10 protein-coding genes are annotated in these 12,356 nt (G+C 74.2%); 7 read left to right on the top strand and 3 right to left on the bottom strand.

Features of this window, described 5'->3' with window-relative positions; genetic code table 11:
- Positions 1 to 99 precede the first annotated feature (99 nt).
- Positions 100 to 1,776: a hypothetical protein gene (locus ACGFMP_RS32160; protein WP_393677061.1), complete on the top strand. Its 1,677-nt coding sequence runs from the start codon at positions 100 to 102 to the stop codon at positions 1,774 to 1,776.
- A 918-nt stretch (positions 1,777 to 2,694) separates the two neighbouring features.
- Here ACGFMP_RS32160 and map read toward each other — a convergent pair.
- Entirely contained in the window at positions 2,695 to 3,462 is a 768-nt protein-coding gene (gene map / locus ACGFMP_RS32155; RefSeq protein WP_393676923.1) for a type I methionyl aminopeptidase, read from the bottom strand.
- 44 nt (positions 3,463 to 3,506) lie between these two features.
- On the opposite strand from map, the gene ACGFMP_RS32150 reads away from it, so the two are divergent.
- Complete coding sequence (locus ACGFMP_RS32150) at positions 3,507 to 3,779, top strand: helix-turn-helix domain-containing protein (RefSeq protein WP_393676922.1); 273 nt, start codon at positions 3,507 to 3,509, stop codon at positions 3,777 to 3,779.
- An 87-nt stretch (positions 3,780 to 3,866) separates the two neighbouring features.
- Here ACGFMP_RS32150 and ACGFMP_RS32145 read toward each other — a convergent pair whose 3' ends face one another.
- Positions 3,867 to 4,670 carry a hypothetical protein gene (locus tag ACGFMP_RS32145; RefSeq protein ID WP_393676920.1) on the bottom strand — a complete coding sequence of 268 codons (804 nt, stop codon included), beginning with the start codon at positions 4,668 to 4,670 and terminating at the stop codon, positions 3,867 to 3,869.
- A 195-nt stretch (positions 4,671 to 4,865) separates the two neighbouring features.
- Here ACGFMP_RS32145 and ACGFMP_RS32140 point away from each other — a divergent pair, with 195 nt between their 5' ends.
- The 4 genes from ACGFMP_RS32140 to ilvD all read left to right on the top strand — a co-directional run bounded on the left by ACGFMP_RS32140 (position 4,866) and on the right by ilvD (position 9,469).
- The gene (locus tag ACGFMP_RS32140; protein ID WP_393676919.1) at positions 4,866 to 5,921 is read left to right on the top strand and encodes a Ppx/GppA family phosphatase; all 1,056 of its coding nucleotides are present in this window, start codon (positions 4,866 to 4,868) and stop codon (positions 5,919 to 5,921) included.
- Between the two features lie 30 nt (positions 5,922 to 5,951).
- Complete coding sequence (locus ACGFMP_RS32135; protein ID WP_393677059.1) at positions 5,952 to 6,815, top strand: sugar phosphate isomerase/epimerase family protein; 864 nt, start codon at positions 5,952 to 5,954, stop codon at positions 6,813 to 6,815.
- Positions 6,812 to 7,474, top strand: a complete 663-nt coding sequence (locus ACGFMP_RS32130; RefSeq protein ID WP_393676917.1) for a TetR family transcriptional regulator — start codon at positions 6,812 to 6,814, stop codon at positions 7,472 to 7,474. Before ACGFMP_RS32135 ends, ACGFMP_RS32130 begins: the two co-directional genes overlap by 4 nt.
- Positions 7,475 to 7,615: 141 nt before the next feature.
- Complete coding sequence (ilvD, locus tag ACGFMP_RS32125) at positions 7,616 to 9,469, top strand: dihydroxy-acid dehydratase (RefSeq protein ID WP_393676915.1); 1,854 nt, start codon at positions 7,616 to 7,618, stop codon at positions 9,467 to 9,469.
- A gap of 80 nt (positions 9,470 to 9,549) precedes the next feature.
- Here ilvD and ACGFMP_RS32120 read toward each other — a convergent pair whose 3' ends face one another.
- Positions 9,550 to 10,467 carry an SGNH/GDSL hydrolase family protein gene (locus ACGFMP_RS32120; RefSeq protein WP_393676914.1) on the bottom strand — a complete coding sequence of 306 codons (918 nt, stop codon included), beginning with the start codon at positions 10,465 to 10,467 and terminating at the stop codon, positions 9,550 to 9,552.
- A gap of 268 nt (positions 10,468 to 10,735) precedes the next feature.
- Between ACGFMP_RS32120 and ACGFMP_RS32115 the strand changes: the two genes are divergently transcribed.
- Complete coding sequence (locus ACGFMP_RS32115; RefSeq protein WP_393676912.1) at positions 10,736 to 11,857, top strand: hypothetical protein; 1,122 nt, start codon at positions 10,736 to 10,738, stop codon at positions 11,855 to 11,857.
- Positions 11,858 to 12,356 lie beyond the last annotated feature (499 nt).

The following is a 12,356-nucleotide window of genomic DNA, read 5'->3' as shown; positions in this document are numbered from 1 at the left end:
CGGGACCGTCCCATTTCGGGCCGCATCACTACCCATAAGGATTAATGGCCGCGGGGACGGCTGAAGCCGGGGCGGTCGCGGGCCTACCGTCAGCCGGTGATGAGCAGGCAGGAGACCCCCACCCCCACCTCCCAGCCGACAGGTGCGCACCGCAGGCACCGGGCGGCGGCGCCAGGGCGTTCGTCCGCACGCGAGCGGCCGGCCGCGCGGGAGCGCTCGGCCGCACGCGAGCGGGACCCCGGCGCGGTGCGCCGCCCGCACGGCACGCTGCCGATGGTGCCGCCCGCACACTACGAGCCCTACCTCGACGGCCTGTTCACCTACTGCCTGTCCATCCTCTGCGAGCACGACGCCGCCGCCGGTGCGCTCGGCGAAACCCTCGCCCTCGCGGAACGGCAGCGTGCCCGGCTGCGCGACCCGGCGCTGCGGCGCCCCTGGCTCTACGCGCTCGCCCGCTGGAGCTGCCTGCGCAGGCTCGCCGCCGGCACCCCGCTCGCACCGGCCCGCGCCGCCACATCCGTCGCCGCCCAGCGGACCGCCCAACTCGCCGCCCTCGCCTGGCCCGAGGCCGCGGGCACCACGCCCGAGCAGCGCGAAGCCCTGGAACTGGCCGTACGCCACCAGCTGCCGCCGCACGAGGTCGCCGCCGTCCTCGGCCTCGAAACGGACGCCGCGCGCGGGCTGCTGGCCCGCGCCGCGTGCGAGGTCGAGCGGACGCGGGCCGCGCTCGCCGTCGTCGACACCGGGCACTGCGCCTCACTCTCCCAACTCGCCCAGGACACAAGGGTGCTGCTCGGTCCCGCGCTCCGTGACGAGCTCGTCCGGCACGTGGACGAGTGCACCCTGTGCCGGCGCACCGCCGAACGCGCCGTCGCCGCAGGGCCGTGGCCCGGCGCCGACGCCACCGCCGTACTCGCCCTCATCGAGGCGCCGCGTGCCGCCTCCAGCGCGGCGCTGCTGCACGCCATGGAGACCGGCGCCGGGCGCAGCCGGGAAGGCACCCCCCGCTTCGACCGGCGCGGCTTCCCGCTCGACCTCAAGGACCGGGCGGCGCGGCGCGCCCAGTTGCGGCACCGGGCCCTCACGACCACGGTCGTCGCGGCCGTCGTGGCCGCGCCCGTGCTGGCCGTCTGGGCCGCCTACCGGGCCACCCCGCTCGGCGACGACGCCACCGGGGGCGGGCGGGCCGCCGCCGGGGCGCCCGACGGGGTGGGTCTGCCTTACGAGAAGGCCGGCAGTTCGCACCCCCGGCCTTCGGCGTCAGGGCCGCCCGCCGCGCCGCTTCCCGGGGCGCCGGGGAGCGGCGACGTCACCGCGGTGACCGTCGCGTCCTCGGACGCACCCGGCACCGCGGGGGAGTCCCACCTCACGGTGACCGCCGCGCCCGGCGCCGGGCGCACCCTCGTCACCCTCACTGCGAGCGGCACCGGCGACGTGCACTGGTCCGCCTCGACGGCTGTGGGGTGGCTGCGGATCTCGGCCACGCGGGGGGTGCTGCGGCCCGGCCAATCGGTCACCGTCTCGATCACCGTCGTCCGCGCACTGGCGCCGAGCGGGTCGTGGACGGCCTCGGTGTCGTTCGCGCCGGCCGACGCCACGGTGATCCTGCGGGGGACGTCGCGGCGATCCGTGCCGCCTCCGGTGACGGAGCCGCCGGCTTCGGCGTCGGCGTCGCCGTCCCCTTCGTCGGCGTCGCCGACTCCCACCGAGTCGACTCCGACGCCGTCCGAATCGGCGACGTCGGAGTCTCCGACGCCTTCGCCTACCGCGAGCTGACGCCTCGCCCGTGCCGGGACGCTGCGCTGCGCGGGGCGGGGCGGGGGTGTGCGGGGGTCGGGGCCACTCCGGGGGTATCTCCTCGGCCTGCGCGCCTCGGCTCTTCCCGAACGTTCCAGCGGGAATCGCGCGCAGGCCTGCGGGGACACCCCCGGATCGTCCCCTCACGCCGAACGCCGACCCACCGGCAGCGGGAGGGGGCCCAATGCCCCAACTCCCCGGGGGACGCCGGAAGCCGGTCAGCTCGTGAAGGTCGGTGCCACTCCGGGGGTATCTCCTCGGCCTGCGCGCCTCGGCTCTTCCCGAACGTTCCAGCGGGAATCGCGCGCAGGCCTGCGGGGACACCCCCGGATCGTCCCCTCACGCCGAACCCCGAACCACCGGCGGCGGGAGGGCCCAATGCTCCATCCCCCGGGCACGCCGGAAGCCGGTCAGCTCGTGAAGGTCGGTGCCACTCCCGGCACGAATCTCAGTGCCGAGCGCCGACCCACCGGGCAGTGGAAGGGGGCCCAATGCCCCATCCCCCGGGGGACGCCGGAAGACGGTGAGCTCGGGGAGGTCGGTGCCATTCCCGGCTCATCCCTCCATGGCCGAGTGCCGACCGCCGGGCGGTGGAAGGGGGCCCCATGCTCCACCCCCGGGGACGCCGGAAGACGGTGAGCTCGGGGAGGTCGGCGCCATTCCCGGCTCATCCCCTCAAGGCCGAGCGCCGACCCACCGGCCAGTGGAAGGGGCCCCAATGCTCCACCCCCGGGGGACGCCGGAAGTCGGTCGGGTCGCGAGGGTCGGTGCCACTCCCGGCTCATCCCTCCATGGCCGAGTGCCGACCGCCGGGCGGTGGAAGGGCGCCCAATGCTCCACCCCCCCCGGGGACACCGCCGGGTCGCCCGGGGGCTTGGCCGGTGTGGCCGGCCGGGGTCAGAGGAGGGTCAGGACGCGGGGGCCGGTCGCGGTGATGGCGACCGTGTGCTCGATGTGGGCAGCCCGGCTGCCGTCAACGGTGCGGAGGGTCCAGCCGTCCGCGGCAGTGACATAGGCGTCCTTGCCGCCGGACATCAGCATCGGCTCGATCGCCAGGGTCAGCCCCGGGCGCAGGGGGAAGCCGCGCCCGGGCCGCCCCCGGTTGGGCACGTGCGGGTCCTCGTGCATGCGGCGGCCGATCCCGTGGCCGCCGAAGTCCGCGGGCATGCCGCACCGCGCGTCCCGGGCGACCTGACCGATCGCGTGCGAGATGTCCCCGATCCGGTTGCCCGCGACGGCGGCCGCGATGCCGGCGTCGAGTGCCTGCCGGGTGGCGTCGATGAGGTCGAGGTCGGCCTGGCGGGGGGTGCCGACGGTGAAGCTGATCGCGGCGTCACCGGTCCAGCCGTCGAGTTCCGCGCCGCAGTCGACGCTGACGAGGTCGCCGTCGCGGAGCCGGTAGTCGGTGGGGATGCCGTGCACGACGGCGTCGTTGACGGAGGTGCAGATCACGGCGGGGAAGGGGGTGGGGGCGAAGGGCGGCCGGTAGCCGAGGAAGGGGGAGCCGGCCCCGGCCTCGGTGAGGACGGCGCGGGCCGCGTCGTCGAGTTCGCGCAGTGACACCCCGACGTCCGCCACCGCCTGGGCGGCGGCCAGCGCGCGGGCGACGACCCGTCCGGCCTCGCGCATCGCGTCCAGTGCCGCGTCGGTTTTGACTTCCACCATGGTGAGCCTCCTCCAATACTTATACCGGTATTAGTATCACGGGCATGGTGAGAACTCCTTTGACCCCGTGGGAACGCCGGCGCGGAGAGCGGTTCGGCGCGCTGCTGCGAGAGGCGCGAGGCGAACGCAGCATGGTGGAGGTCGCGGCTGCCGCGGGGGTGTCCGCGGAGACGCTGCGCAAGATCGAGACGGGCCGGGCGCCGACCCCGGCCTTCTTCACGGTGGCGGCACTGGCCGCGGCCGTGGGCCTGTCGCTGGACGAGCTGGCCGCGACCTGCGCCCAGGACGTGGAGGATGAGGCGGCCCTGTCCGCCTGAGGACTGTCCCGTCGCCCAGCCGTGGGCGGGACGGACCGCCTGGGACGGTTCCTGGGACGGTTCCTGGGCCGCGTCCTGGGACGGGTCCTAGGAAGGGTCGGCCGGGTGGGGGGCGAGCAGGGGGAGGGCGGTGGCGAGGCGGGCCTCGCAGGCGGCGACCAGTTCGGCGTAGCCGGCCTCGCCCATGAGCTCGGTCAGCTCGGCGCGGTAGGAGACGTAGACGGGCTCCCCGCCGCCGTGCGCGGAGGTCGCGGAGGTGCACCACCAGTGCAGGTCGTGGCCGCCGGGGCCCCAGCCCCTGCGGTCGTATTCACCGATCGAGACGACGAGCACGCGGCTGTCGTCGGGCCGGTCGACCCAGTCGAAGGTGCGGCGGATGGGGAGCTGCCAGCACACGTCTGGCTTGGTCTCCAGCGGTTCGCGGTTCTCCCTGAGGGCGAGCGCGTGCAGGGCGCAGCCCTGGCCGCCGGCGAAGCCGGCCCGGTTGGAGAAGATGCAGGCGCCGTCCACGACGCGGGTCTGCCGCTCGCCGTCCTCGTTCTCCTCGGCCCAGGAGCCGCCGCCGGTGCCGAGGTGGTGGAACTGCCAGTTGTCAGGGGTGAGCCGGGCCACATGCCCCGCGACCCGCTTCTCGTCGTCGTCGTCGGAGAAGTGCGCCCCCAGCGAGCAGCACCCGTCGTCGGCGCGGCCCGCCACGATGCCCTGGCAGCCGCTGCCGAAGATGCAGGTCCACCGTGAGGTGAGCCAGGTCAGGTCGCACCTGAAGACCTGCTCCTCGTCCGCCGGGTCGACGAACTCCACCCAGGCGCGGGCGAAGTCGAGCCCGGCTTCGTCAGCCGCTGCCACCGGTCCGGTCTGCTGCGCGCCCTTCCGGGCCTTCACCTTTGCCACGCGCCCAAGCGTAAGACCGGAATGCGCCGAATGCGTTCGCGGGCGGTGTGCGCTGATGATCCGCGCGTCGCGGCGGGTGGCGGCCCGCATGGGCGGGGCCCCCGGCGCCGGCGGCCGGGGAGGCCGGTCGCCCGGTGCGGGAGCCGGGCAGCGCGGGGGGCTTGACCGCGCCGGCCACTGACTACAGTGCTGCCCATGCGACTGGGAGTGCTCGACGTGGGGTCCAACACCGTTCATCTGTTGGTGGTGGACGCACACCCTGGCGCGCGCCCGCTGCCGGCGTATTCGCACAAGGCGGATCTGCGGCTCGCCGAGCTGCTCGACGAGGACGGGGCGATCAGCGACGACGGCGTCGACCGGCTCGTCGGGACGATCGCGGACGCGCTGCGGGTCGCGGAGGACAAGGGCGCCGAGGACGTGCTGCCGTTCGCGACGTCCGCGGTGCGCGAGGCGGCCAACGGCGAGGCGGTGCTGGCCAGGGTCGAGCAGGAGACCGGGGTGCGGCTGACCGTGCTGTCGGGGGAGGACGAGTCGCGTCTCACCTTCCTCGCGGTCAGGCGCTGGTTCGGCTGGTCGGCGGGGAAGCTGCTGGTGCTGGACATCGGCGGCGGCTCGCTCGAGGTCGGCTACGGGATGGACGAGTACCCGGACGCCGCGGTGTCGCTGCCGCTGGGCGCCGGGCGGCTGACCGGCGGCTGGCTGCCGGGCGATCCGCCGACCGCGCAGGACGTACGGGGTCTGCGGCGGCACGCGCGGGCGGAGATCGCCAAGACCGTCGCCGAGTTCGCCCGCCTCGGCCCCGCCGACCACGTGGTCGGCACCTCGAAGACCTTCAGGCAGCTGGCCAGGATTGCCGGGGCCGCGCGCAGCGCCGAGGGGCTTTACGTGCAGCGGGTGCTGCGGCGCAGCGCGCTGGAGGAGTGGGTGCCGCGGCTCGCGGCGATGACCGCGCAGCAGCGGGCCGGGCTGCCGGGGGTTTCGGAGGGCAGGGCGCGGCAGCTGCTCGCCGGGGCGCTGGTCGCCGAGGGGGCGATGGACCTCTACGGCGTGAGCGAGCTGGAGATCTGTCCGTGGGCGCTGCGCGAGGGTGTGATCCTGCGCAAGCTGGACGTGATGGCGGCGGACACCGCGGGCGCCGCGTCGGCCGGCGGTCTCGCGGGCGACACGCACGGCGGTGTGGTCAACCCCACACCGGGGACGACCCCGCGCAACGGGACCGCGCCCGCCACGGTGGCCCGCCGGTACGGCTGAGACGGCTGGAGTCATGGGGCCCGCCGTACGCTGGCTCCCGTGGCTGAACCAACGGACCCCAGGAAGCGAACCGGCGGCGTATCCGGCGTGAAGGTCGCGCTGTCCACGGCGTCGGTCTATCCGGAGTCCACGGCGACGGCGTTCGAGATCGCCGCCCGGCTGGGATACGACGGGGTCGAGGTCATGGTGTGGACCGACCCCGTCAGCCAGGACGTGGACGCGCTGCGGCGGCTCTCCGACTACCACCGGATGCCGATCCTGGCCGTCCACGCGCCGTGCCTGCTGATCACCCAGCGGGTGTGGTCCACCGACCCGTGGGTGAAGTTGCAGCGCGCTCGGAAGGCGGCGCTGCGGCTGGGCGCGTCGACCGTCGTGGTGCACCCGCCCTTCCGGTGGCAGCGCAACTACGCACGGGACTTCGTACGCGGCATCTGGCGCATGGCCGACGAGACGGATGTGCGCTTCGCGGTCGAGAACATGTACCCGTGGCGCTACCGGGACCGCGAGATGCTGGCGTACGCGCCGGACTGGGACGTGACCAGGGACGACTACCGGCACTTCACGGTGGACCTGTCGCACGCGGCGACGTCGCGTACCGCCGCCATGGAGATGGTCGGGCGGATGGGCGACCGGCTGGCGCACGTCCACCTCGGGGACGGCAGCGGCTCGGCCAAGGACGAGCACCTGGTGCCGGGGCGCGGGACGCAGCCGTGCGCGGCGCTGCTGGAGTCGCTGGTGGCCACCGGCTACGGCGGGCACGTGGTGATCGAGGTCAACACCCGGCGGGCGATGTCGGCCGCGGAGCGCGAGGGCGACCTCGCGGAAGCGCTGGCCTTCACCCGCCGCCACCTGGCGGTGCCGTCCGACTCCCGCACGCCGTCGGTCCGCGCATGAGCGCTACGAGTGCGGGTCCGCCTTCCGGCGCGGGGGCGCCCCGCCGCAGGGGCCGGCCCGCGGGGACATCGGCGGGGGCCGCGGCCGGGACCCGGGAGCGGATCCTCGGGGCGGCGCGCGAGGAGTTCTCGGCCCGCGGCTACGACAGGACCTCGGTCCGCTCCATCGGCAAGGCGGCCGGTGTGGACGCGGCCCTCGTCCACCACTACTTCGGCACCAAGGAGCAGGTCTTCGCCGCCGCGATCGAGCTGTCCTTCGGCCCGGCGCTCGAACTGCCGGGGGCGATGGCGGCGGGCGGCCCCGACGGCTTGGGGGAGCGGGTGGCCCGCTTCATGCTCGGCGTGTGGGAGAACCCGGTCAGCCGGGAGCCGCTGCTGGCGATCGTCCGCTCGGCGGTCAGCAACGAGCGGGCCGCGGCCGTCTTCCGCGGCCTGGTCGGCCGCATGGTGCTGGCCCGGGTGGCAGGGGAGCTGCGGGTCCCGGACCCGGAATTCCGGGTGCAGCTCGCCGCGGCACAGCTGGTGGGGATCGTCATGCTGCGCTACGTGGTGAAGGTGGAGCCGATCGCCTCGGCCCGCGGGGAGGACCTGGTGGCGGTGGTGGCGCCGACGATCCAGCGCTACCTGACCGACCCCGACGTCCGGCCGGGCGCGGCATAGGACGGGTGTACGGAGCATGGGACAGCAGTTCCGTCATCCGGACGAGGTGTCCGGATCCTGGGCGACGGGCGTACTCTCGACGGCACGGTCGCGCGTCGCGGCCCGTCGTACGAGCTGAGTGAAACCAAGGGAGTGGACACCGTGCCCGAGCTGAGGTCACGTACGGTCACCCATGGCCGCAACATGGCCGGCGCGCGTGCGCTGATGCGCGCGTCCGGCGTCGACAACGCGGACATCGGCAAGCCGATCGTCGCGGTCGCCAACAGCTTCACCGAGTTCGTACCCGGGCACACCCACCTCCAGCCGGTCGGCAGGATCGTCTCCGAGGCGATCAAGGCGGCAGGCGCGGTGCCGCGCGAGTTCAACACCATCGCGGTGGACGACGGCATCGCCATGGGCCACGGCGGGATGCTGTACTCCCTGCCGTCGCGCGACCTGATCGCCGACTCGGTCGAGTACATGGTCGAGGCGCACTGCGCGGACGCGCTGATCTGCATCTCCAACTGCGACAAGATCACCCCGGGCATGCTGATGGCCGCGCTGCGGCTGAACATCCCGACGGTCTTCGTCTCCGGCGGTCCGATGGAGGCCGGCCGCGCCACCCTGGTCGACGGCACCGTCCGCAAGCTCGACCTGATCAACGCGATCGCCGACGCGGTCGACGAGAAGGTCTCGGACGCCGACATCCTGCGCATCGAGGAGAACGCCTGCCCCACGTGCGGCTCCTGCTCGGGGATGTTCACCGCGAACTCGATGAACTGCCTCACCGAGGCGATGGGCCTGGCGCTGCCGGGCAACGGCTCGGTGCTGGCCACGCACACCGCACGCAAGGCGCTGTACGAGAACGCGGGCCGCACCGTCGTGGAGCTGACCCGGCGCCACTACGAGCAGGACGACGCGTCCGTGCTGCCGCGCGCCATCGCGACCCGGGCGGCCTTCGAGAACGCCATGGCCCTGGACATCGCCATGGGCGGCTCGACCAACACCATCCTGCACCTGCTGGCCGCGGCCCAGGAGGCCGAGCTGGACTACGGCCTGACCGACATCGACGCGGTCTCGCGCCGGGTGCCGTGCCTGGCCAAGGTCGCGCCGAACGTCGCGCCGGGCGGCACGTACTACATGGAGGACGTGCACAGGGCGGGCGGCATCCCGGCCATCCTCGGCGAGCTCTACCGGGGCGGGCTGCTGAACGAGGACGTCCACACCGTCCACTCCCGCTCCATCAAGGAGTGGCTGGAGACCTGGGACGTGCGCGGCGGCTCCCCCTCCGACGAGGCGGTCGAGCTGTGGCACGCGGCCCCCGGCTGCGTCCGCTCCGCGCAGGCCTTCTCGCAGTCGGAGCGCTGGGACACGCTGGACACCGATGCGGCGGGCGGCTGCATCCGCGACGTCGAGCACGCCTACTCCAAGGACGGCGGCCTCGCGGTGCTGCGCGGCAACCTGGCCGTGGACGGCGCCGTGGTGAAGACCGCCGGCGTCGACGAGTCGATCTGGACCTTCGAGGGTCCCGCGGTCGTGTGCGAGTCGCAGGAGGAGGCCGTGGAGAAGATCCTCCGCAAGGAGATCAGCCCCGGCGACGTCATCGTCATCCGCTACGAGGGCCCGCGCGGCGGCCCCGGCATGCAGGAGATGCTCTACCCGACCTCGTACCTGAAGGGCCGCGGGCTCGGGAAGTCCTGCGCGCTGATCACCGACGGCCGCTTCTCCGGGGGGACTTCGGGCCTGTCCATCGGCCACGCCTCGCCCGAGGCGGCGTCCGGCGGCACCATCGCCCTGGTCGAGGACGGCGACCGGATCCGGATCGACATCCCCGGGCGGTCCATGGAACTGCTGGTCTCCGACGAGGAGTTGGCGACCCGCCGGGAGGCGCTCGGCGGCGTCTACGCCCCGCGCGGCCGCGAGCGCAAGGTCTCGACGGCGCTGCGGGCGTATGCCGCGATGGCGACCAGCGCGGACCGCGGCGCGGTGCGCGACATCTCCAAGCTCGAAGGCTGAACAGCCGGTAGCCGCGGGCTTGTTTCGCGACAGAGCCGCCCAGGGGACCTCTCCCCTGGGCGGCTCTTTCCTGTGGGGGCTCAGTTCAGGCCGAGTACGGCCGCGGTGCGGTCGGCGAGCCGGGACTCGCCGAGCGCGTTGGGGTGCACGGGCACGAAGTTGGTGCCGAAGAGCACCGGTTCGATCCACCGGGTGCCGATCGGCCGGCAGGCGTCGTGGCCGTCCGACACCCCCGAGACGTCCACGTACGTGGCGCCGGTCTCGGCCGCCGCGCGCTGCACCGCCGCGTTCAGGTGGGTCTGGAGGTCGCGCAGGTAGGGCACGTCGCCCGCGGCGATCGGCAGCTGGGCGAAGCAGCCGGGGACGGCGGTGGCCGGCACGATCCAGGGGTAGCCGAGGATCGCCACTCTGGCGTTGGGGGCCTTGGCGCGTACGGCCGCGAGCGCCGACTTCACCGCCTGGTAGGTGCCGGTGTCGACCTGGTCGACGAAGGTGCTGCCGTACAGGCTCCGGCAGGGGTGCCCGAAGCCGAGGGTCGCGATGCCCGCGGAGCCGCAGGCGAGGATCGCGTCGATGAAGGTGCTGTTGTCGTTGCCGCCGATCGTCATCGTGACCAGCCCGGTGCCGGCGCCCAGGGCGTCCGCCTGGGGTGCCCCCCCCGGGTACTGCGACTCGGTGAAGTCCTTGGTCTCGGCGCCGCCGCAGGTGACGTCGGTCAGGGCGAGGCTCGTGCGGGCGGCCAGCACGTGCGGGTAGTTCGCGGTGGACCGCGCGCACAGCAGCGAGGCGGCCGGGTCGAGCGGCAGGATGCCGGAGCCCGCGCTGTAGCTGTCGCCCATCGCCACGTACGACTGCTGTGCCCGCTGCCCCGGCGACGCCTGCGCGGTCGGAGCGCTCAGGCCGAGTGCGGCCAGGGCGCCGGTGGCGAGGACGGCCGCCAGGACGGCCGCCGGGCCGCGTGACCTGCGGCTTCCGCGGGCGGGGATGCGCATCGACATCTGCTGTCTCCTTTGACACGACGTGGCACGGGCATCGGTTGGGGCTGATATCGGACGAGATCGGATGAAGTCGGCGCTGCTCGGCAGAAGTTACTGACTGGTCAGTCTGTGGTCAATGCTCCACGCACTCCGCGGACGCCCGCCGTTCACTTCTTCACCGTTTCGCCGCATGCCGGTCGCGTCCTCGCACCGGACCGGGCACGGCCCTGACCTCCCGGCGGCGGCGCGGGCATCCTGGAATCCGGGCGTCAACAGGGGGGTGGGACCGGTGGAGTTCACGATCAGCAGACGGCTGCGGCGGCGGGGAGCCGGGCTGGTGTGGGCGGCGGTGGCCGGATTCGCGGGACTCGCCGCGTGGGTGGCGGCACGAGGGATGCCGGAAGGCACCGCGGGGCCGCTGTGCGTCCTCGGGCTGGCCGTCCTGTGCGCGATCCGCGGCACGGCGGAACTCCGGCGCGCCCGCAAGCCCTTCCGGCTGCGGATCGACGGATTCGGCATGACACTGCACGACGCCGAATTGAGCTGGGAGCAGATCGACGCCGTGGCCCTGCACTACCGGGAGTCCGGCGAGGACTCCGCACCCGCGAAGCCGCGGCTCGTGCTGTGGACCGCGCCGGGGGTCAAACTGCCGCGCAAGGCGGACCGGGGGTACGAGGCGTGGTTCGCCGAGGCGCTCGGGGTGCCGCGCGAGGAGCGGTCCCGCTACACCCTGCTCGACACGGACGACCTCGACCAGGGCGTGACGGCGCTCGGTGCCGCCCTCGCGGAACACGGCGGCGCCCGCTTCGAGACGGCCCCGCGCTCGGTCCGCACACCCACCCCTGTGACCGTCTCGGGACCCGAGCGCCGGGTCCCCGGCATGCCCGCCCAGGTCTTCACCGCCCACGGGAGCGCGGGGCCCTGGGCGCTGCTGTGCCTGGTCGCCGCGCTGGCGTGCAGCGAACCGCTGGTCGCGGCCGTCGCCGGGTGGTGGTGGGCCCTGGTCCCTGTGGTCCTCCTCGGCCCCTCCTTCGCGGCCGCCGCCGCACTGTGGTGGGCGACGGCACGCCTCTACGGCCGCTGGCACCGGCCCCGCCGCTTCTCGGTCGGCCCCGACGGCCTAGCCGCCCAGGCGCCGGGCGGCGCCGAAGTGCGCTTCTCCTGGGCCCAGGTGGCCGCCCTCACGGTCGGCCCGCACCCGTCCTCACCCGACGGCCACGACTGGCTCGTCATCTGGCCGCTCCCGGGCGCCCACCTCCCCCCGACCGCGACCTTCCACCTGGTCGACGGCCACCAGTCCTGCCCCCTCACCCGCCTCGACCTCCTCCCGGGCGGCCCGGCGGCGATACTCCCGCACGTCCGTGCCTTCGCCGGTGAACGCCTGGACAGCGGCTTCCCGCCGCTGCCCTGATCCCGCGCCGTCCCCACCCGCTTCCGGTGTGCCCGGGGGTTGGGGCATTGGGCCCCCTTCCACTGGCCGGTGGGTCGGCGCTCGGCTTTGGGGGGAGTCGCCGGGAGTGGCGCCGTCCTTCGCGATCTGACCGGCTTCGGGTGTGCCCGGGGGGTTGGGGCATTGGGCCCCTTTCCACTGGCCGGTGGGTCGGCGCTCGGCTTTGGGGGGAGTCGCCGGGAGTGGCACCGCTTTTCGCGGGCTCGCCGTCTTCCGGTGTTCCCGGGGGTTGGGGCATTGGGTCCCCTTCCACCGCCCGGCGGTTGGCGCTCGGCTTTGGGGGGAGTCGCCGGGAGTGGCGCCGTCCTTCGCGATCTGACCGGCTTCCGGCGTCCCCGGGGGATGGAACATTGGGCCCTCCCGCCGCCGGTGGGTCGGCGTTCGGCGTGAGGGGACGATCCGGGGGTGTCCCCGCAGGCCTGCGCGCGATTCCCGCTGGTACGTTCGGGAAGAGCCGAGG

It is taken from the genome of Streptomyces sp. NPDC049040 (assembly GCF_043197715.1).
In the GTDB taxonomy this organism is placed as follows: domain Bacteria; phylum Actinomycetota; class Actinomycetes; order Streptomycetales; family Streptomycetaceae; genus Actinacidiphila.
The sequence above is the reverse complement of the archived record's forward strand: the minus strand, read 5'-3'. Positions and strand labels throughout refer to the sequence as shown.

What these genes read in the sequence shown, in the direction of transcription:
- ACGFMP_RS32160 (WP_393677061.1), top strand. Translation starts at nt 100, where the DNA reads ATGAGCAGGCAGGAGACCCCCACCCCCACCTCCCAGCCGACAGGTGCG.
- map (WP_393676923.1), bottom strand. Translation starts at nt 3,462, where the DNA reads ATGGTGGAAGTCAAAACCGACGCGGCACTGGACGCGATGCGCGAGGCC.
- ACGFMP_RS32150 (WP_393676922.1), top strand. Translation starts at nt 3,507, where the DNA reads ATGGTGAGAACTCCTTTGACCCCGTGGGAACGCCGGCGCGGAGAGCGG.
- ACGFMP_RS32140 (WP_393676919.1), top strand. Translation starts at nt 4,866, where the DNA reads ATGCGACTGGGAGTGCTCGACGTGGGGTCCAACACCGTTCATCTGTTG.
- ACGFMP_RS32130 (WP_393676917.1), top strand. Translation starts at nt 6,812, where the DNA reads ATGAGCGCTACGAGTGCGGGTCCGCCTTCCGGCGCGGGGGCGCCCCGC.
- ACGFMP_RS32120 (WP_393676914.1), bottom strand. Translation starts at nt 10,467, where the DNA reads ATGTCGATGCGCATCCCCGCCCGCGGAAGCCGCAGGTCACGCGGCCCG.